Genomic DNA, 17,844 nt, shown 5'->3' with positions numbered 1-17,844 from the left:
TGATCGAGTACGATCATTTTCTGTTTGACACCCCAGCGCCCACTGCGTGATTATAATCTGATCATAGGTGATTAGTAGGCATCGGTCATGGGCTCACGTCGAAAGACGGAGAGTGAGGGCGTGCGTCTGCCTGAACTCTCCCGACGAGCGGTCGTTGTGGGATCCCCCGCCTCGCTCTTGGCTGCGCCGGCTGCGTTCGCCCAGTCCACACCAATTCCGGTCGCCTCCACGCAGAGCAACGCCGCCGCGCCCTTCAAGCGCTGGCTCTACCTCAACGCCAAGATCGAACGGCTACAGACGCGATGGGCCCGGCTGGAAAGTTGGCTGGCTCGGGAGCATTCCTGGTTCCAGCTGAGCCCGGCAGAACAGCAGGCCCTGCCATGGGCCCAGGAACTGCGCGACATTGATGGCTGCCTGGACCTCCTGTTGGAAAAGCGGGACGAGTTGCTGGAGGCGCTGCCGACTCAAGGCTCCGCCGCTCTGGAAGTGATCGCAGCCAAGCTGGAGGTAGCGGAGCGCCTAGTCTGGGCTGCCGACCATCCTGAAGCTCACGCCCTGATCAGCGGATCTCGACAGGACATTCTCACGCTGATCGAGGCGGTTGAACCTCACCATTGATGCGCGAATGGCCAGATCGGCCGCCGCCACGGAGCGCGCCTTGGAGGAAGCCCTCGCCTATCTCCTCGAACTCCGGCTGCGCTGTCGCGGCAACCCCGAAGCCATCGCGTTGGTGGACCGCTGCCTCGCGCTTTTGGCCCGGGCGCAGACCGCAGACCAACGGGAGTTGCAGCAGCTGGAGGCGGACATTGATGCCCTGCGCACTGAGCTGCATGAACGGCTTGGCCCGCCGCCCAACTCCGTTTTGCACTGACGCGGCCAATTCGCGCTGCGCAGGCCAGGTGGCCGGCGCCCGTGATCTGCTCACCGGAACTTTACGAACTTAACGGAATTGACGAAGCTAACGCGGAAGCCCAGATTGTCGGGGAAAGGACCAACCCCATGGCAGAGAAGGCATCGTCAGCCGGCCGCAGCACCGGCCGCTATGTGACCAAAGCCGACGCGGCCCGCCAACCGCGCACTACGGTGCGCGACAGCAAGGGCGAATTCACGGTCGCCCTGCCGTCCAAATCCGTCCAGGCCCTCAATCCTCGCAAGTCGGGCGTCCGCGCCGTGATGGAAGTGCTGAGTGAGCGCATAACGGAGAGCCGCGAGAGCGGTCGGCGCACCGGCTTCTGGGTCGAAGTCGATCCCAAAGGCCAGCCGCGCGTCCACGCCAAGGCCACCATCGCAGACGATGCCAGGCCAGCGGGAAGCGACCGCGCCGAAGATCCAGATGATCTGGATGTAGCCCTGGCTGCGGCCCGCGAGCGCGGCCAGCTTCGGGTGGCGGAGATCCTGGCCGGCGACGAGATGCTCAGCGCGGATGCTTTCGCGGAGTTGCTCGGCGTCAGCCGCGTGACCGTGAACGCGAAGCGGCAGAGGCATGAGGTGCTGGCGGTGGACGGCGCCCGCCGGGGATTCCGCTTCCCTGCCTGGCAGGTTGACGAGAACGGCAAGCCCTTCGCCGCTATCCCGCAGCTTTTCGAAAAGCTCGGCGACAGCCCCTGGACTGTGTACCGCTTCCTCATTCAGCGCCATCCGGAGTTGGAAGGTGCGACTGGCGTGGATGCGTTGCGCCAGGGCCGGACAGGCGAGGTGCTCGAAGCTGCTGAGAGCCTTGCCGCCGGAGCGCTTGGCTAGGTGCCGTCCCGCGAGCCGACTGCCGCATTCGCGACGGCTGGGCTCGACCTGGTCCGCATCCCAGCTGGCCGCACCTTTGGCCGCATCTACCACCAGCGCTTCCCGGACCCCCTCGGCTTCGGGAAGAGCCGCAGCCGGTTTAGCGACCCACGACGCCGGATCGAGGCGAACCGCTTCGGAGTGCTCTACCTGGGCTCGTCACTGAAGGTCTGCTTCCTCGAGGCGGTCCTTCGCGACGACCGGGACGGCCTCGTGGGCGACTTCCCCATGGATGAGGCCGAGCTCGACTCGCGGCGGTACGCACAGGTGGTCACCAACGCCGAACTCGCCCTGCTTGACCTGACCGGCGACGGACCTATCCGAATGGGCGTGCCCAGCGACGTCCTGCGATCCTCGCGCCAAGCGCTCGCGCGCCGCTGGTCCGTCGCCTTCCATGACCACCCGGCGCGGGTTGACGGGATCTACTATCCGTCCCGCCTCAACGGCGAAGTGAACCTCGCAATCTATGGCCGAGCCGTGCCCAAGCTCACGGTCGCCACATCCGGATCTCTTCGCATGGCGCCAGGGCTGGCTCGGGTTCTCAACGACCTTGAAGTGGCGCTGGTCTGATTTGTGAGAATGTCTTGCTAGAGGCCAGAAACTGAACGTGCTTTTCCGATTGCGCTGAGGTTCAGTGACTGCCTCGCCGTCACCTCCGCTCTCGTCGGTCCTCTCAGCGGCTCGTGCTGTCGCCCGAGCGCTTCGAGCGCGTGAAGGCGCGATCGGTGTTCATGAACCTGGAGAGCATCGGCACGATCAGCTTGGCGGGTTCGAGCGCTCGACCGCCTTGAGCTGCCAGCGCTTCGCCGTAGGCGACGAGGTCGCGGTGCACGGCTCCAGGCAGTTCGACCGTGAGCTTCACAGGCGTGTCGTCCTGCAGCTCGGCGAGTTTCAGCTTGGCCATTTGCACACCTCTCAGCCTCTGTAGGGTTCAAGAATGAGATCGCGGGTGACCATCACCCGCACCGGGGCGCCCGGTCGGATCGTCAGCGTCGGCGGAATGTTCAGGCTGCGCCCGACCGCCTGCTGTCCAACTTGGTTGAAGGAGCCGGCCGCCCCATGGCGGAGCGCGCGAAGGATGTCGTTCTCGTCGTCACCTTCCCCGAGCTCCGCGCCTATGCCGAGGATCGTCGAAAGCGCGGCGGCGCCGAACAGCGCGCCCCAATGGCGGTCAACGCGATCCTGCAGGCCCGCGTAGCCTTGGGCGTCACCCGCCGGCAGCTTCTCCAAGACGAGCGAGCGGCCGTTCGGGAGGATCAGCCGAGTCCACGCCAGCAGGACGCGGCTCTGCCCGAAGGCGACCTGAGTGTCATAGGCGCCGATGAGCTTCGACCCCTGCGGGATCAACAGGAAGCGGCCGCTCACGCTGTCGTAGACGTTCTCCGTCACCTGGCCGACGATCTGTCCTGGCAGGTCCGACCGCACTCCGGTGAGAAGCGCGGCCGGGATGGTCGCGCCGGCCTGCAGCACGAAGGGCGACGGGGGCGACCTGAGCCGGTCTGGGCTCGTCGTCCGTCGATCAACCGGCCCATCGAGGATCGTGCGCCGTCCCGCCGGAGCAGACGCGGCGGCTTCGATAAGCGTCGTGGCGCCTTCGGCCAGCGAGCCAGCATGGCCTTGCGCCTCGGTGGAGAAGAGGCGGCTGGTCCGCGCCGCATCGCGCTCTTGCAGCAGCCGCTGCCGCTGCGCTTGCACCTCCTGCTGGGCCGCATCGGCTTGCCCGACCGGCGCCATCGGCGGCGGCGCGACGTCGGCCTCCAGGATCGGGCGTCCGAGATCTCCGGGCAGTGGCGGTCCGAGCCTCGGGGCGGCGCCGTAATCGCGCGGCAGCGCATTGAGTCGCTCGGGGGGCTGACCTCCGACGTTGTAGACCTCGGCGGGCGCGGAGCCGCCAGCGCGGGTCGTCATGGCGTAGGCGACAGCGCCCACGACAGCGACCGACGACGTCGCCGTCAAGGCGATCAGAACCTTGCGCGACAGGCGGGCCACGCGAGGCCGGGCGGAGCGCAACCGAAGCGCTTCGGCGCCCTCGTGGCCTGGAAGTTGAGAGGTTGTGGACATGGTCATCCTCCCGCACCGCGTTCGATGCGCACCCGCTTCTGGCCGCGACGATCGCCGAGCCGCAGCTCGGCCCGAGTGAATAGGCGATCCACCACCATCCGCTGGCCGCTCACACGGTAGTTCACGAGGTCGGCCGCCTTTCCGTCGGCGCCACCGACGAACAGCGGCGGCAGCTCGCCTTGCGTCACCGAAGGGGCGAACTCGATGAAGGTCTGCCGGCCATCATCGAACACGCGCACCGGACGCCAGGACGGGCGGTCGCCCGAAATCCTGTAGTTGAAGTTGAGCTGCTCGATCGCGACCGTGGGCGCGGCGTAGCGCTCGACGCTCTCGGCCGCGGCCAAGGCCTCATCGGCGGGATAGCGCCAAGCGACCGACGCCATGTAGGTCGCGGGAGTCGCGCGCAGCTCCAGGTGATAGGTCCTGCGATTGGTGTTGATCACCAGGTTGGTCTGCAGATCAGCTCGGGTGGGCTTGACCAGGATGTGCACCCGCCGGCTTGCGCCCGAGCCGCTCTCCGTGTCGCCGATGATCCAGCGCGCGGTGTCGCCTGCAGCCACCGGACCGGTTCCGGAGAGGGTCTCTCCCTCTTCCAGGGTGATGTCAGTGATGCGGCCAGGCGCGGTGTAGACCTGGAACAGAGCGCCCTCGGCGTAGGGGTAGATCTGCGCGGCGTTGGCATAGGCCGATCCGGTCGGCTGCACCCTGGCGGCGGCATTGGCCCTGGCCACCCGTGCCGCGGGATCGCCGGTCTCGGGCGCAGGCCGGACAGGACCCGCGGCAGGCTTTCGTGCGGCCCGCTCAGGCGGGTTCGGAACCGGCGTCGAAGCCACGACAATCGGGCCGCGTGGGACGGGCGCTGGCGCGAGCGCAGGCGCGGTGGCGGGGACCGTAGAAGCGGGCTTGGATTGCTCGGCCTGCATCGCCGCGCAGCCGCTGAGGGTCGTCCCGGCCAACATCAGGATTAGCGTCGGGGCTCGCATCAGCCGAGCTCCCGAGACCAATTCAGAGCATGGACGAAGACCCCCAAGGGGTTCTTGCGAAGCTGCTCGGTCGTGCGGGGCGGTTGCAGGACCACGGTGAGGATGGCGGTCCAGCGCTCCGTGGAGGCCAGCGCGCCGTCCACGTAGCGGCGCTCGACCCAGGCCACGCGGAAACTGTCGGGCGAGGCGCGGATCACGCTGGAGACGTCGACGGCGACCTGGGTGTGGCCCACCTTGCTGAAGGGGTCGTTGGCGCGGGCGTATTCGTTCAGGGCTAGGGCCCCACGGTCGGTGGCGTAGTCATACGCCCGAAGCCAGTTCTGCCGGACGACGACGGGATCCGACGGGATCGAACGAACCTCCTCGATAAAGCGCGCCAAGTGCCAGGCGATCTGCGGGTCGGTGGGCTTGTACCCAGCCACCGCGGGCGCGACCGCTTGGGTCTGCCCGAGCCGATCGACCTCCACCACCCAGGGGGTCACCGAGCCCCGGGCGCCCTGCCAGACGAGGGCGCCTGAAAGTCCCGCGGACAGCAGCAGGCTGCCAAAGGCCATCAGCCGCCAGTTCCGGGCCTGCACCCGGGCAGAGCCGATCCGGTCGTCCCAGGCCTGCGCCGCGCGCTGGTAAGGTGTGTCGAGGGCGGGGGTCGCGCCATAGCGCACCCCGGGTCGAGTGAAGACGTTCATGACCGATCCTCTGCGAGCGAGACGGAGGTTCCGCCGCCGGGATGGTCGCCGGAACGAAGGGCGTGGGCGGCGGTCGCGGCGCCGTGGGCCGCTTCCTGACGGCGCTGGTATTGGCGTGCCCACGCCGGCGCGCCGCCGCCTCCAGGCCCACCACCCGCATGTCCGCCGGGTCCGGAGGGCGGATTGGGCCGTAAGCCGCTGTCACCGGAGCCCGAGGGACCGGAGCGGAAGCCACGCGCGGCAGCGATGGCGCCTCGCGCGCCCCCGACGCCGGCGCCGATCGCGGCGCGCGTGCCCATTGCGCCAGCAGCCGCGAGGCCGCCGGCGGCGAGGCCAGTCCCGACGGCGGCCCCTGCCCCGAGCTGCGGCGCCCCCGACACCAGGCCATTGGCGACGGCGGGCCCGAAGATGCCGAGACCAAGGAGGCAGAGCGACGCCAGCGCCAGGGAGAGCACCTCCTCCAGCGAGGGTTGCTGCCCGCCGAAGTCCTGGATGAACTCGCCGAACAAGGTGGAGCCAATCCCAACGATCACCGCCAGGACCAGCACCTTCACGCCGGAGGCGACGACATTTCCGAGCACACGCTCGGCCAGAAAAGCCGTCCGCCCGAAGAGGCCGAAGGGCACGAGAATGAAGCCGGCCAGCGTCGTCAGCTTGAACTCGATCAGGGTGACGAAGAGCTGCACCGCGAGCACGAAGAAGGCGATGAGGACGATGAGCCAGGCCACCATGATGACGATGATCTGAGCGAAGTTGTCGAAGAAGCCGGGGAAGCCGGACATCTCGTGCGCCGCTTGCAGGAGAGGCCTTCCTGCGTCGATGCCTGATTGCGCCAGCTTGCCCGGACGCAGGAAGTCGGCGGCGGACATGCCGCTGCCCGCGGCTTTGAGGCCCAGACCCGAGAAGGACTGGAAGACGATCTTCGCCAGTCCGTTGAAGTTCGACAGTAGGAAGGCGAAGAAGCCGACGTACAGCGTCTTCTTGATGAGCCGGGCGATCACGTCGTCGCCGGCCGACCAGGACCAGAACAGCGCCGCCAGGGTGACGTCGATCACCACCAGGGTGCTTGCCAGGAAGGCAACTTCTCCGCCGAGCAGGCCAAAGCCCGAGTCGATGTAGCGCGAGAAGACGTCCAGGAAGCGATCAGCGACGCCGGGGTTCATCTCTTGCCGTCCTCTCCTAGGAACCTGTCGAAGTTTTCGTCCCGCACAGCCCGGCAGGTGGGGTCGTTCGCCGCCTGCGCTCCGCCGCGGGCGCATCGTTGCGTTTCGGCCGATAGCTGAGTTCCGGACATGCTCTTGGTCTCGGGCGCTGGCGGAGTCCGGTCGCAGCCGGCGGCGAGCAGGACGGCGATGGTCGAAGCAGCGGACAGGATCAGGCGGGTCATCGGTACATCTCCACGGGAGGGGCCTGATAACCCTGGCGCCGATCCACGAACCGGCGAAACTGCTCTTGCGCCTGAGCCCGGCTCGCGGCGCGCTCGGCCTGCTCAAGCGCCGCCGCGCGGCCCTGCGCCGCCATCATCGCGGTGAGGTCCGTCAGCTGCTGGCTTTGCAGGGCCAGCAGCTGGTTTCCCGCCTGGGTCGCCTGGAGGATGCCGGCTGCGCCCTGGCTGGCGCCGACGAGGTTGGAGAGTTCGGTGCGCGCGCCGGGCAGTCCGGCCACCACACCGGCCTGCACCTGAAGGGAGTGCTGGAAGGCCGCCGCTGAGTTCAGCCAGCGGGCGTTCGCCGACGCGACCAGGTCTGCGTCGCGGCTTCCGGCGCTCACCGTGTAGTTCTTCCCGAATTCCCGCTGAATCGCCTGGACGTCATAGGCGACCCGCTGCGCCTGCTGCATCAGCCCGCTGATCCGGCCAAGATTCCCCTGCACGGTCTGGAGCGAGGAGTACGGCAGCTGGGCCAGGTTGCGGGCCTGGTTCGTCAGGCTCAGGGCCTGGTTTTGAAGGCCACGGACCTGATTGTTGATCTGCTCCAAGGCCCGCGCCGCCTGCATGACGTTCGAGGCGTAGTTCGTTGGGTCATAGACGGTGAGCTGCGCCCCGGCTGGGGTGGGCAAGGCCAGAACGAGGCTGGTCGAGCACACGAGCGCCGCCAGCCAAGGGGTGCGGGTCTTCATCGAGCGGTCTCCAATTGAGGTGGCGCTTTGGCCTGCAAGCGGATCAGGTCCGCCGCCCACGGAAGCCCCCGGTGTTCGAGCCAAGCGGCCGCGAACCCACCCGGGCCGTGGTGTTCAAGAAGCTCGGCGATCACCAGCTGGTCCGCCTTGGCGGAAGCGGCGCAGAAGGCGAGCGCCACCGGCCCTAGCCCGAGCTCGAAGAGCCGGTTCCCGCGACGGGACTGGCAGTAGTAGTCGCGCTTCGGGATCGCCCGACCCAGGATCTCCACCTGCCGCTCGTTGAGACCGAACCTCGCGTAGGCCGCTGCGATCTGCGGCTCCTGCGCGCGGTCGTTCGGCAGGAAGATGCGGGTGGGGCAGCTTTCGATGATCGAGGCTGCGATCGCGCTCGTCTCAATGTCGGCCAGGGACTGGGTGGCGAACACCACGGAGGCGTTCTTCTTGCGCAGCGTCTTCAGCCATTCCCGCAGCTGGGCTCCGAAGGTGGCGTCGTCGAGGGCGAGCCAGCCTTCGTCGACCACCACCAGGGTCGGGCGCCCATCGAGCCGCGACTGGATTCGATGGAACAGGTAGCTGAGCACGGCCGGCGCCGCCGCCGAGCCCACGAGCCCCTCGGTCTCGAACGCCTGCACGGAGGCCGAACCCAGGCGCTCGCTCTCTGCGTCGAGGAGCCGACCCCACGGACCCGCGACGGTGTAGGGCTGAAGGGCGCGCTTGAGCGCGTTGGACTGCAGCAGGACCGACAGGCCGGTGAGGGTCCGCTCGGCCTCGGGGGCCGAGGCCAGCGATCCGAGCGCGGTCCAGAGATGCTCCTTCACCTCAGGCGTAACCGCGACACCTTCTCGGGCCAGCACGCCGGCCAGCCACTCCGAAGCCCACGCGCGTTCAGCCAGATCTTGGATGCGGCCCAGCGGCTGCAGGGCGACCGGCGGAGTCTCATCGTCCGCGAGCGCTCCGCCGAGATCGTGGAAGTCGCCGCCCATCGCCAGCGCCGCGGCTCGGATCGAGCCGCCGAAGTCGAAGGCGAAGACCTGGCCGGCGGGGTAGCGGCGGAACTGCAGGGCCATCAGCGCCAACAGCACGCTCTTCCCTGCCCCGGTCGGCCCCACCACCATGCTGTGGCCGACGTCCCCGACGTGGGTCGAGAACCTGAAGGGTGTCGAGCCTTCCGTCTGGGCGAAGAACAGCGGCGGCCCGTTCAGGTGCGCGTTCCGCTGCGGCCCAGCCCACACCGCCGAAAGCGGGATCATGTGGGCCAGGTTCAGGGTGGAGATCGGCGGCTGGCGCACATTGGCGTAGGCGTGGCCCGGAAGGCTGCCGAGCCAGGCTTCCACCGCGTTGATGCTCTCAACCATACAGGTGAAGTCGCGGGCCTGGATTGCCTTCTCGACCAGCCGCAGCTTCGCGTCGGCGCGGCCCGCGTCCTCGTCCCAGACGCACACCGTGGCGGTCACGAAGGCATGCCCGACCACGTCGGCGCCCAGGTCCTGTAGGGCCTCGTCGGCATCGAGCGCCTTGTTCTGAGCGTCGGTGTCGACCAGCGCCGCGGCTTCGTTGGTCAGCACCTCTTTCAGTATCGCCATGATCGACTTGCGCTTGGCGAACCATTGGCGGCGGATCCGGCCCAGCAGCTTGGCCGCGTCGACCTTGTCCAGGCAGATCGCGCGCGTGGACCAGCGGTAGGGAAACGCCAGGCGATTGAGGTCGTCGAGCAGCCCGGGCCAGGTGGCGGCCGGGAAGCCGCTGATGGTCAGCACCCGCAGGTGCGCCGTTCCCAGCCGCGGCTCGAGGCCGCCGGTGAGCGGCTGGTCGGCCAGCAGCACATCCAGATGCATGGGCGTGTCCGGCACGCCGACGCGGTGGCGGTGGGTCGACACCGTCGAATGCAGGTAGGTCAGGGTCTCGGCGTCGGTGAGCCACTCCGCTTCGGGCACAAAGCCTTCGAGCAGCGCCAGCACACGATCCGTCCGGTCGACGAAGCCGGCCAGCGCCTCGCGCCAGTCGACGCCGCGGCGCTCTCGCCCCTCGTACAGCCAGGACTCAGCCCGGGCGGTGTTCTCGGCGGGCGGCAGGAAGACGAAGGTCAGGAAGTAGGCGCTGTCGAAATGCGCTCCATGTTCCTCGAACTGAGCCCGGCGCTCCTCGTCCACCAGCGCCGACACCGGGTCGGGGAAGTCGCTAAGCGGATACACGTCGGCCGCATTGCGCTGGGCTTCGACGAACACGGCCCAGCCGGACCCGAGGCGTCGCAGCGCATTGTTCAGCCGCCCCGCGGCCGAGACGAGCTCGGACGCGGTCGCCGAGTCCAGGTCGGGCCCGCGGAAGCGCGCTGTGCGCTGAAACCCCCCGTCCTTATTGAGCACCACGCCCGGCTCGACGAGCGCCGCCCACGGCAGAAAGTCGGGAAGCTGGGCCGCACGCCGGCGGTACTCGCGAAGATCGAACATCGCGTCAGATTCCCAGATAGGGCGGGATGCGGACGTGCCGCCGCACCACCTCGACGAAGTGGGGGTCGCGCTTGGCGGCCCAGACGGCGAAGGCGTGGCCGATCAGCCAAAGCGCCAAGCCGGCGATCCACAGGCGTAGGCCAAGCCCGATGGCGGCCGCCAAGGTGCCGTTGACGATGGCGAAGGCGCGCGGCGCGCCGGCCAGCAACACCGGCTCGGTGAGGGCGCGGTGAACCGGGGCTTCAAAGCCAGGAGGCGTGGGTGTCTGCTGCATCAGACCAGCGCCCCGCCGCCGAACGAGAAGAAGGACAGGAAGAAGCTGGAGGCGGCGAAGGCGATCGAGAGGCCGAAGACGATCTGGATCAGCCGTCGAAAGCCACCCGAGGTGTCGCCAAAGGCCAGGGTCAGGCCTGTGGTGATGATGATGATCACCGCGATGATCTTGGCCACGGGGCCCTCGATCGACTGCAGGATTTTCTGCAGCGGGGCTTCCCAGGGCATGGATGAGCCGGCGGCGTAGGCCGGCCCGGCGAGCAGCCAGACGGTTGCGACGGCGCTCGCGCTCGCGAGCCGCCCGCGAATGCGGCGGATCATGGAAGCTCTCCTTGGGAAGCCGCGCTCATGTCGGCGATGCGGTACTCGCCGTCGGCGGCGAGGTCCGCCACGGCGCAGAGTTCGGTGAGGCGGCGATCCGCACCTCGGCCGTTCAGGACGGCGATCAGGTCGATGGTTTCAGCGATCAGGGCGCGAGGCACGACCGGCACTGCCTCCTGGATCAGCTGCTCGAGCCGACGCAGCGCGCCCTGCGCCGTGCCGGCGTGGATGGTGCCGATGCCGCCCGGATGGCCAGTCCCCCAGGCCTTGAGCAGGTCGAGCGCTTCCGCTCCACGCACCTCTCCGATTGGGATGCGGTCGGGCCGCAGCCGCAGCGACGACCGGACCAGATCCGCCAGCGAGGCCACGCCGTCCTTGGTCCGAAGCGCCACCAGGTTCGGCGCGGCGCACTGAAGCTCGCGGGTGTCTTCGATGAGCACCACGCGGTCGCCGGTCTTGGCGACCTCGGCCAGCAGGGCGTTGGCCAGCGTGGTCTTGCCCGTGGAGGTCCCGCCGGCGACCAGGATGTTCTGCCGCTCGGCGACGGCGCGGCGGAGGACATCCGCCGCAGCCGCGCCCATGACGCCGGCGTCGACGTAGTCCTGCAGCGTGAACACCGCGACGGCCGGCTTGCGGATCGCGAACGTGGGAGCAGTCACAACCGGCGGGAGCAGTCCCTCGAACCGCTCGCCACTCTCCGGCAGCTCGGCGGAAATTCGCGGCGCGCCCGCATGAACTTCGGCGCCCACGTGATGGGCCACTAGGCGCACGATCCGCTCGCCGTCTTCCGGGGTCAGCTCGCAACCGGTGCGCTGGAGCCCGGCGCCCAGCCGGTCCAGCCAAAGCTGGCCGTCCGGATTGAGCATGACTTCGACGACTTCGGCGTCATCGAGCCAGCCCGCGATGCGCGGGCCGAGCGCTGTGCGCAGCATCCTGGCGCTGCGCACGAAGACCTCGTTGCGGATCGGGGTGATCGACACCGGACGCTCCCGTTCTCGGCCGGTCGGCCGCAGAAAACGGGGTCACTAATGAGCGCCCAAACGACGACCGATCAACAGCGCCTCGGTCGTAGTAGTGCTCTGGCGTGCGATGACTTGCGGAGCGGCGGTGTCACTCCTCCGCCGTGAGCGAAAGCGTTCGCTTCGAGGAAGTGATTGGTCGCCGCCGCTTGGATCGCGTACAAGCCGTTGCAGTCGCCTTCACGCTTGGCAGAGGCCGCCTGAGAGCACTTGCGCTCCCGCCATGACGAGGTGCGCTATTTCCGATCATCCTCAATCACGCGTCGTGCTCGCCGTAGACGACGAGGTCCTTGTCCTCGACCTCATCGAGACTGCGCTCGTGGAGGGCGGTTTCGAGGTCTTGACGGCGACCGCGGCCGCGGATGCCATCGCGCTTGTGGAGTCGAACCGCTGCAGGGACATCATCGCCCTCGTCACCGACGTCAATATGGGACGGATCTCAGGTTGGGATGTGGCCAAAAGGGCGCGTGAGCTAAACCCGGGTTTGCCAGTGATCTACGTTAGCGGCGACAGCGGCCACGAGTGGGCGTCGCATGGTGTGCCGAACAGCCAGATCATTCAGAAGCCCTTCGCGGCCGCTCAACTGATCACAGCGGTGGCTGGCTTGATCAACGCTGCCCAGACTTCACCGATGTGGGAGAGTGATGCCGACTCGGCAGTAGACGCTGGGACGCCCGACTAGCCCGAACGCATCTTGGCCCGGGTAACGCGGGCGCTGGAGCAACCGCGACCTTGAACGATCGTTGCGCCCAGGTCTAAGTTCGCCCTTCCTCCATCACAAACCGCGCATGTCCGAAAATTATCGCCGGAAGGCTGAAGCTCTGCTCAAAGAGGCGAGCGAAGCCACGAACATGAAGGAACGGGGCCGGCTTATCGACGAGGCGATGCGCTGGCACAATCTGGCCGTAGACGCCCACTCTCATAGAGATGGTCGCACCAACGACAACGCAGATTGGGGTTCAGAGGCGCTAAGCGATCAATCGGGCCAGGGGTGAGGCCAAGTCGTCGCATTAGCGATTTCTCGTCGATTCACCTTCGCCCAGCGGCGATCCGGCCAAATCCTCGCTCACCTCTCGCGTGAAGCTGACGCCTCGCGCCAGCCGCCGACCCAGCGCCTCAACGAACCCCTCGTACCGCTCCTTGCCCTTCGCTTGAGCGGCCGCTTGCGCCGCCTCCGGTACGGCGGGCGTCGTGGTGAGCCAGAAGCGCACGAACAGCGCCATCATCTCGATTGAGATGCCGAGATTGCGTTCGAGCCGCTCCGTGGCCCGGTTCTGCTGGTCGAGCCGCCGCGTGATCGCAGCTTCCTGGCGCTCTGACGCATCCGAAGAGACGAAGGAAGCGATGGCGGCCTCCGCCACCAGCGACTTGGACTTGCCTCGTCGGTCGGCGAGCGCTTCCAAGGCCTTCAAGGTGTCAGGCTCCAGATAGACCGACAGTCTCGCCTTCTGCATCGTCACAGCTCCAGTCCATCGTCCGGATCGAGGGCGGCCTGGCGCGCGACCCGGCGAAAGCGGGTCTGCAAGGCCGCCTGCTCAGCGCCCTCGCCGTCATCGTCCGGCTCGTCTTCGAAGAAGCCGAACTCGCGCACGGGCGGCGGCGGCTCGGCGGCATCCTCGAACATCGGCTCGGGCTCGCGGCGGAGACCGCCCTCCTCCGCATCCCCCTCGCTTAGGGCGGGCGGGGACCGGACCGGCGCGGCAGGCGCCGCGATCGGCTTGAGAGACGACCAGTCGTCCGGCGGCGATGCCGCCGGGCTGGACGTTGCGGCCTGGCCAACCCGCCGTCGCAAGCGCGCGTCCTCGAAGTAGCGAACCTTCTTGGCTCGGACCGGCGGCGATCCCGAGACCAGGACCAGCTCGTCGTCCGGCGGCAGCTGCATGACCTCGCCGGGGGTGAGCAGCGGCCGGGCGGTCTCCTGGCGCGAGACCATCAGGTGACCCAGCCAGGGCGAGAGACGATGGCCGGCGTAGTTCTTCATCGCCCGCAGCTCGGTGGCGGTGCCCAGCGCATCCGACACCCGCTTAGCGGTCCGCTCGTCGTTGGTCGCGAAGCAGACGCGGACGTGGCAGTTGTCGAGGATGGCGTTGTTTGGTCCGTAGGCCTTCTCGATCTGGTTCAGGGACTGGGCGATCAGGAAGGCCTTGAGGCCGTAGCCGGCCATGAACGCGAGCGCGCTCTCGAAGAAGTCCAGCCGTCCAAGCGCCGGGAACTCGTCGAGCATCAGCAGCACGCGGTGCCGCGACGACTTCGCGCTCAGCTCCTCTGTCAGACGTCGGCCGATCTGGTTGAGGATCAGGCGCACCAAGGGCTTGGTTCGGCTGATGTCGGACGGCGGCACGACGAGGTAGAGGCTGGCGGGCCGTGCGCCGTCGACTAAGTCAGCGATGCGCCAATCGCAGCGGCTGGTCACCTTGGCCACCACGGGATCGCGGTAGAGGCCGAGGAACGACATGGCGGTGGAGAGCACGCCGGAGCGCTCGTTCTCGCTCTTGTTCAGCAGCTCCCGGGCGGCCGACGCGACCACCGGATGTGGCCGATCGCCGAGGTGCGGGGTCGCCATCATCGCCCGCAGCGTCGCCTCGATCGGCCGGCGGGGGTCCGACAGGAATTCGGCGACGCCGGCCAGGGTCTTGTCAGGGCCGGCGTAGAGCACGTGCAGGATCGCTCCGACCAGCAGGCTGTGGCTGGTCTTCTCCCAGTGCGAGCGCCGCTCCAGCGCCCCCTCCGGGTCCACCAGGATATCGGCGACGTTCTGGACGTCGCGGACCTCGGCGTCGCCGCGCCGCACCTCCAAGAGCGGATTGTAGGCGGCGCTTTCTGGGTTGGTGGGGTCGAACAGCAGCACCCGCCCGACGCGGGCGCGGCAGGCCGAGGTCAGCTGCCAGTTCTCGCCCTTGATGTCGTGGACGATCACTGACCCTGGCCAGGTGAGCAGCGAGGGCACGACCAGGCCCACGCCCTTGCCGCTGCGGGTCGGCGCAAAGCAGAGCACGTGCTCGGGACCGTCGTGGCGCAGGTAAGCGCCGTCGAGCTGGCCCAGGACCACGCCGTCCTCGCCGAGCAAGCCCGCGGCCGCCACCTCCCGAGGCTTGGCCCAGCGGGCGGAGCCGTAGGTCGTCACCGAGCGGGACTCCCGCGCCCGCCAGATGGACAGGGCCATGGCCACGACGATAGCGACGCCGCCACCGGTCACCGCGATCATCGCACCTTCGAGGAAGACCTTCGGGGCATAGGCGTCGAAGGCGAACCACCACCAGAAGAAGGCCGGCGGCGGATAGACCGGCCAGCCCACAAGCTCGAACCAGGGGCGTCCGAGCTCCGGCTGAAACGCCAGGCGCCAGGCCGTCCATTGCGTCGCCGCCCAGACGCCGGCCAAGGCGATGGCGAACACCGCCGCCAGCTGCCCCCACATCACCTTCGTGCCGTTCATGGCCGTGTCCTCCTCATCGGCCGAGCCCGCGCTTGGGGCTGAAGGACCAGGCGACGCCGGCGCCTGGGGTGAGCACGCCCTGCACGTGGCCGCCCAGATGCCGTTCGAGATCGGGCCGCCAAGGCACGAGGGTGAAGCCCAGGCCATTGTCGATCATCGCAAAGCGCCCGGAGGCCAGGGTGACCCGCTGCCGGTAGGTCCCGGCCACCACGCCGTCGGCGCCGATCGGCTGCGCTTCCAGGCCGGTCTGGCCAGAGAGCCGGCGCGATGCGGTCGCGAGCTCCCGCTGACGCAGCGTCTCGATGAGATCGCGGGCGAACACCACCCGTCGCCCGCTCCGCTGGGCCAGCCCCTCCCGGGCCAGGTGGTCAGTACGGGCATCGAGAGCCGCCCGCACCTCGTCTGGGAAGCCACCCTCCCCCAGCCCGGCGGGGTTGCGCCCAACCAGCTGGCGGTCGAGCCAGGTGGCGCCCTCCGCGCGGATCTGGTCGGCCAAGCCCAGGTCGGAGCGGACCTGCAGGACCAGCCGGCTGCGCCGGCCTTGCCACTCGCGGCGGCGGAGTTCGACAAGGCTGCCCAGGGGTGCGTCGCTGGCGTCGTCCAGGTCCGCCAGCCGGACGTGGTGGGTGCGGCCGTCGAGACCATCCAGGATCGCGTAGCCGCTGCCGCGCAGCTCATCGTCCAAGCCGCGCCCGGCAAGCCGCCCGAGCAAGCCCTCCGGGGGTCCGCCGTCCACCTCGAACCGCGCCGGATCCCGCTCCACGCCCTGGTCGGCGAGCGCCCGGTGCATGCGGGCGATCACATCCTGCCGCTGCCCCAATTGGCGCAGGGCCGCTTCGGCGTCCGGCCCCAGGCGCCAGCGGCCCGGCGAAAGTTCATCGGCGAGACCGAGGCCCTTGAGCTTGCGCATCCGCGCGACGCGCGCCTGGTGCAGGTCGGCCGGACCCGCGCCCCCGCCCCGGCGCAGGTCCACCACGCCCTGCTCGTCCGCCAGGCGGGCGAAGCCGCGGTCCAGGCTCGTCCAGCGGTCCGCGCCGATCTGAAGGTTCATCCGCCGTTGCAGCTCGGCGTCGGTGCGCGGCCCAAGCTCCAAGTTGACCAGATGACCGGCGCGGGCCCGCAGCCCCTCGCGGATGTAGTCGGGAGAGATCACCAGGTCCGCGCCCTGGTCGGTGCGGCCGCGGACGATCACGTGCAGATGGGGGTGCCCGGTGTTCCAGTGGTCCACCGCCACCCAGTCGAGGCGGGTTCCGAGATCGGCCTGCGCCTGCTCCATCAGGTCGCGGGTGAAGGCCTTCAGGTCCGACAGCTGCTCGGCGTCGTCGGGCGAGACGATGAAGCGGAAGTGGTGGCGGTCGCCCTCGCAGCGCTCGGCAAAGCCGCGCGCGTCGGCCGCGTCGGTGTCGGCGTCGAACAGCCGCCCGCGGGCGCCGTCCTGGGTGACCCCCTCCCGCTGCAGGTAGTTGAGGTGGGTGGCCAGTGGCGCCCGACCGCCGCCCTGCCGCACCACCCGCGCCTTCACGACAGCGCCGCGGCTCCGCGCCCCCGGTCGGTGCGCGGCCAGGCTGGCCGCCCGGCCGCGCCCGAAGGCGCCGTTCCGCGCCGTGGCGCGGCGCACCAGACCGCCAGCCCGTTCGGCCGCCGCCAGCGCCTGGCCGACGAAGGTCCGGGGCCCGCCGGACAACCGCGAGCGGATGCGCCCCACGCGGAGATGAAAGTCGTCCTCGATCATGGACGCGCCCCGCCGCGCGAGGTGCGATTTCCTGAGCCCAAGCAGCCACTTGGCAGAAATCGCAGGCTGGCGACAACATGCGCACCTCGCGCGCGGCTATTGATTCTCCTGTGCTTTGCCCCCTCCGACGTCGCCCGCACCTCGCGGCTTTTATCCTGCCATCGATCCATCAATCGGTGGCCCGCCGCCGAACCTGCGACAACCTGCGAGACCGTACGACGCAGGTGGGCCACCATCAGCGTGCCTCGACCCGCGGCGTCAGCGCGGCGAAGAGCGGGGATCGCGCCGGCACAAGAACCGCGCGCGCCTCATCTGGAGACGCCCCGGCCTCTTTTCCCTGGCCTCCACCGAGGACAACAAAGAGCGTGGAACGCGCCTCAGCAGGGGGCGCGACGACCGCGGCTGGCGCAGGCGAAACGCCTGCCGCCCCGACGGCCGGCGTGAGCTTGGCGACGTAGGCCCGCGTCTCCAACGGGAGCGGCCGCCCCTCGATCAGGTGCTGCTGGTAGCGCGCTGGGCCCGCATTGTAGGCGGCCAGGAAGCCGCGGGCGCCGAAGCGGTCGTACATCTCCCGCAGGTAGGCCGCCCCGGCCAGGATGTTGTCGCGGGGGTGGAAGGGATCGGCGCCCAGGCCGTAGCGGCCGCGCAATTCCGCATAGGTTTGCGGCATCACCTGCATCAGCCCCATGGCGCCGGCATGGCTCACGGCGCGCGGCTGGAAGGCGCTCTCCACGCGCATCACCGCCCGGATCCATGCTTCCGGGAGGCCAAAGCGCCGCGCCGCCTCCGCGATCGCGCCGCCAACCTCGTTGTGGGGCGGGGCCGCCTGGGCGGCGGCCTCCGCCGACGGCAGCACCGCGAGCCAAAGCACGCTCGTCCCTATCAGCCGCCAGCGTGCCACCGTGCTCCCGGCCGTCCAGGGCAAGGCGCTCGCGCGCCGGCCTGACGGCCGCCCTGGACCGCCGCTCCGCGCGGCGGCTCTGCGGAACCTG

At 69.1% G+C, this 17,844-nt stretch carries 21 protein-coding genes; 6 read left to right on the top strand and 15 right to left on the bottom strand.

Translation table 11 applies throughout. The features are described from left to right. The first annotated feature begins 120 nt into the window (after positions 1-120). The 4 genes from PHZ_RS08400 (at position 121) to PHZ_RS08385 (ending at position 2,349) form a co-directional block, all read left to right on the top strand. Entirely contained in the window at positions 121-618 is a 498-nt protein-coding gene (locus PHZ_RS08400) for a helicase (protein WP_148216822.1), read from the top strand. Then, complete coding sequence (locus PHZ_RS08395) at positions 602-871, top strand: hypothetical protein (RefSeq protein ID WP_148216821.1); 270 nt, start codon at positions 602-604, stop codon at positions 869-871. The genes PHZ_RS08400 and PHZ_RS08395 overlap by 17 nt, the downstream gene beginning before the upstream one ends. A 128-nt stretch (positions 872-999) precedes the next feature. Further along, on the top strand, positions 1,000-1,740 hold the full coding sequence (locus PHZ_RS08390; protein WP_049758185.1) for a hypothetical protein: 741 nt from the start codon (positions 1,000-1,002) through the stop codon (positions 1,738-1,740). Then, positions 1,741-2,349, top strand: coding sequence for an RES family NAD+ phosphorylase (locus tag PHZ_RS08385; protein ID WP_012522076.1), 609 nt, complete (start codon positions 1,741-1,743; stop codon positions 2,347-2,349). Positions 2,350-2,452: 103 nt separating this feature from the next. Here PHZ_RS08385 and PHZ_RS08380 read toward each other — a convergent pair whose 3' ends face one another. From PHZ_RS08380 to trbB, 11 genes are read right to left on the bottom strand one after another with little or no spacing between them, the layout of a single operon-like run. Next, positions 2,453-2,683 (bottom strand): DUF2274 domain-containing protein, encoded by a 231-nt coding sequence (locus tag PHZ_RS08380; RefSeq protein WP_012522075.1) that lies wholly within the window; start codon positions 2,681-2,683, stop codon positions 2,453-2,455. 11 nt (positions 2,684-2,694) lie between these two features. After that, on the bottom strand, positions 2,695-3,840 hold the full coding sequence (locus PHZ_RS08375) for a TrbI/VirB10 family protein (RefSeq protein WP_012522074.1): 1,146 nt from the start codon (positions 3,838-3,840) through the stop codon (positions 2,695-2,697). Positions 3,841-3,842: 2 nt separating this feature from the next. After that, positions 3,843-4,823 (bottom strand): P-type conjugative transfer protein TrbG, encoded by a 981-nt coding sequence (gene trbG / locus PHZ_RS08370; RefSeq protein WP_012522073.1) that lies wholly within the window; start codon positions 4,821-4,823, stop codon positions 3,843-3,845. After that, entirely contained in the window at positions 4,823-5,509 is a 687-nt protein-coding gene (gene trbF / locus PHZ_RS08365) for a conjugal transfer protein TrbF (protein ID WP_012522072.1), read from the bottom strand. Before trbF ends, trbG begins: the two co-directional genes overlap by 1 nt. Beyond that, positions 5,506-6,672, bottom strand: coding sequence for a P-type conjugative transfer protein TrbL (gene trbL, locus PHZ_RS08360; protein ID WP_012522071.1), 1,167 nt, complete (start codon positions 6,670-6,672; stop codon positions 5,506-5,508). The genes trbF and trbL overlap by 4 nt, the downstream gene beginning before the upstream one ends. Then, on the bottom strand, positions 6,669-6,896 hold the full coding sequence (gene trbK-alt / locus PHZ_RS22670) for a putative entry exclusion protein TrbK-alt (RefSeq protein WP_148216820.1): 228 nt from the start codon (positions 6,894-6,896) through the stop codon (positions 6,669-6,671). The genes trbL and trbK-alt overlap by 4 nt, the downstream gene beginning before the upstream one ends. Further along, on the bottom strand, positions 6,893-7,627 hold the full coding sequence (trbJ, locus tag PHZ_RS08355; protein ID WP_012522070.1) for a P-type conjugative transfer protein TrbJ: 735 nt from the start codon (positions 7,625-7,627) through the stop codon (positions 6,893-6,895). The genes trbK-alt and trbJ overlap by 4 nt, the downstream gene beginning before the upstream one ends. After that, positions 7,624-10,074 (bottom strand): conjugal transfer protein TrbE, encoded by a 2,451-nt coding sequence (trbE, locus tag PHZ_RS08350; protein WP_012522069.1) that lies wholly within the window; start codon positions 10,072-10,074, stop codon positions 7,624-7,626. The genes trbJ and trbE overlap by 4 nt, the downstream gene beginning before the upstream one ends. 4 nt (positions 10,075-10,078) lie before the next feature. Further along, positions 10,079-10,348, bottom strand: a complete 270-nt coding sequence (locus tag PHZ_RS08345) for a VirB3 family type IV secretion system protein (RefSeq protein ID WP_012522068.1) — start codon at positions 10,346-10,348, stop codon at positions 10,079-10,081. Next, a complete protein-coding gene (locus tag PHZ_RS08340; protein ID WP_012522067.1) occupies positions 10,348-10,668 on the bottom strand; it encodes a TrbC/VirB2 family protein in 321 nt (106 codons plus the stop codon). The genes PHZ_RS08345 and PHZ_RS08340 overlap by 1 nt, the downstream gene beginning before the upstream one ends. Then, positions 10,665-11,600 (bottom strand): P-type conjugative transfer ATPase TrbB, encoded by a 936-nt coding sequence (gene trbB, locus PHZ_RS08335; protein WP_201765304.1) that lies wholly within the window; start codon positions 11,598-11,600, stop codon positions 10,665-10,667. Before trbB ends, PHZ_RS08340 begins: the two co-directional genes overlap by 4 nt. A gap of 352 nt (positions 11,601-11,952) precedes the next feature. Here trbB and PHZ_RS08330 point away from each other — a divergent pair, with 352 nt between their 5' ends. Further along, entirely contained in the window at positions 11,953-12,369 is a 417-nt protein-coding gene (locus PHZ_RS08330; RefSeq protein WP_236611888.1) for a response regulator, read from the top strand. A 106-nt stretch (positions 12,370-12,475) separates the two neighbouring features. Then, entirely contained in the window at positions 12,476-12,682 is a 207-nt protein-coding gene (locus PHZ_RS22665; protein ID WP_148216819.1) for a hypothetical protein, read from the top strand. 15 nt (positions 12,683-12,697) lie between these two features. Here the strand turns inward: PHZ_RS22665 and PHZ_RS08325 are convergent, their stop codons facing one another. The 4 genes from PHZ_RS08325 to PHZ_RS08310 form a co-directional block, all read right to left on the bottom strand. After that, positions 12,698-13,141: a ribbon-helix-helix domain-containing protein gene (locus PHZ_RS08325; RefSeq protein WP_012522064.1), complete on the bottom strand. Its 444-nt coding sequence runs from the start codon at positions 13,139-13,141 to the stop codon at positions 12,698-12,700. A gap of 2 nt (positions 13,142-13,143) precedes the next feature. After that, positions 13,144-15,120: a conjugal transfer protein TraG gene (locus PHZ_RS08320; protein WP_012522063.1), complete on the bottom strand. Its 1,977-nt coding sequence runs from the start codon at positions 15,118-15,120 to the stop codon at positions 13,144-13,146. A gap of 13 nt (positions 15,121-15,133) precedes the next feature. Next, a complete protein-coding gene (locus tag PHZ_RS08315; protein ID WP_012522062.1) occupies positions 15,134-16,852 on the bottom strand; it encodes a relaxase/mobilization nuclease domain-containing protein in 1,719 nt (572 codons plus the stop codon). 235 nt (positions 16,853-17,087) lie between these two features. Next, positions 17,088-17,753 carry a lytic transglycosylase domain-containing protein gene (locus tag PHZ_RS08310; protein WP_236611887.1) on the bottom strand — a complete coding sequence of 222 codons (666 nt, stop codon included), beginning with the start codon at positions 17,751-17,753 and terminating at the stop codon, positions 17,088-17,090. Positions 17,754-17,844: the final 91 nt, after the last annotated feature.

The sequence above is a fragment of the Phenylobacterium zucineum HLK1 genome (assembly GCF_000017265.1).
Lineage (GTDB): Bacteria > Pseudomonadota > Alphaproteobacteria > Caulobacterales > Caulobacteraceae > Phenylobacterium > Phenylobacterium zucineum.
The sequence above is the reverse complement of the archived record's forward strand: the minus strand, read 5'-3'. Positions and strand labels throughout refer to the sequence as shown.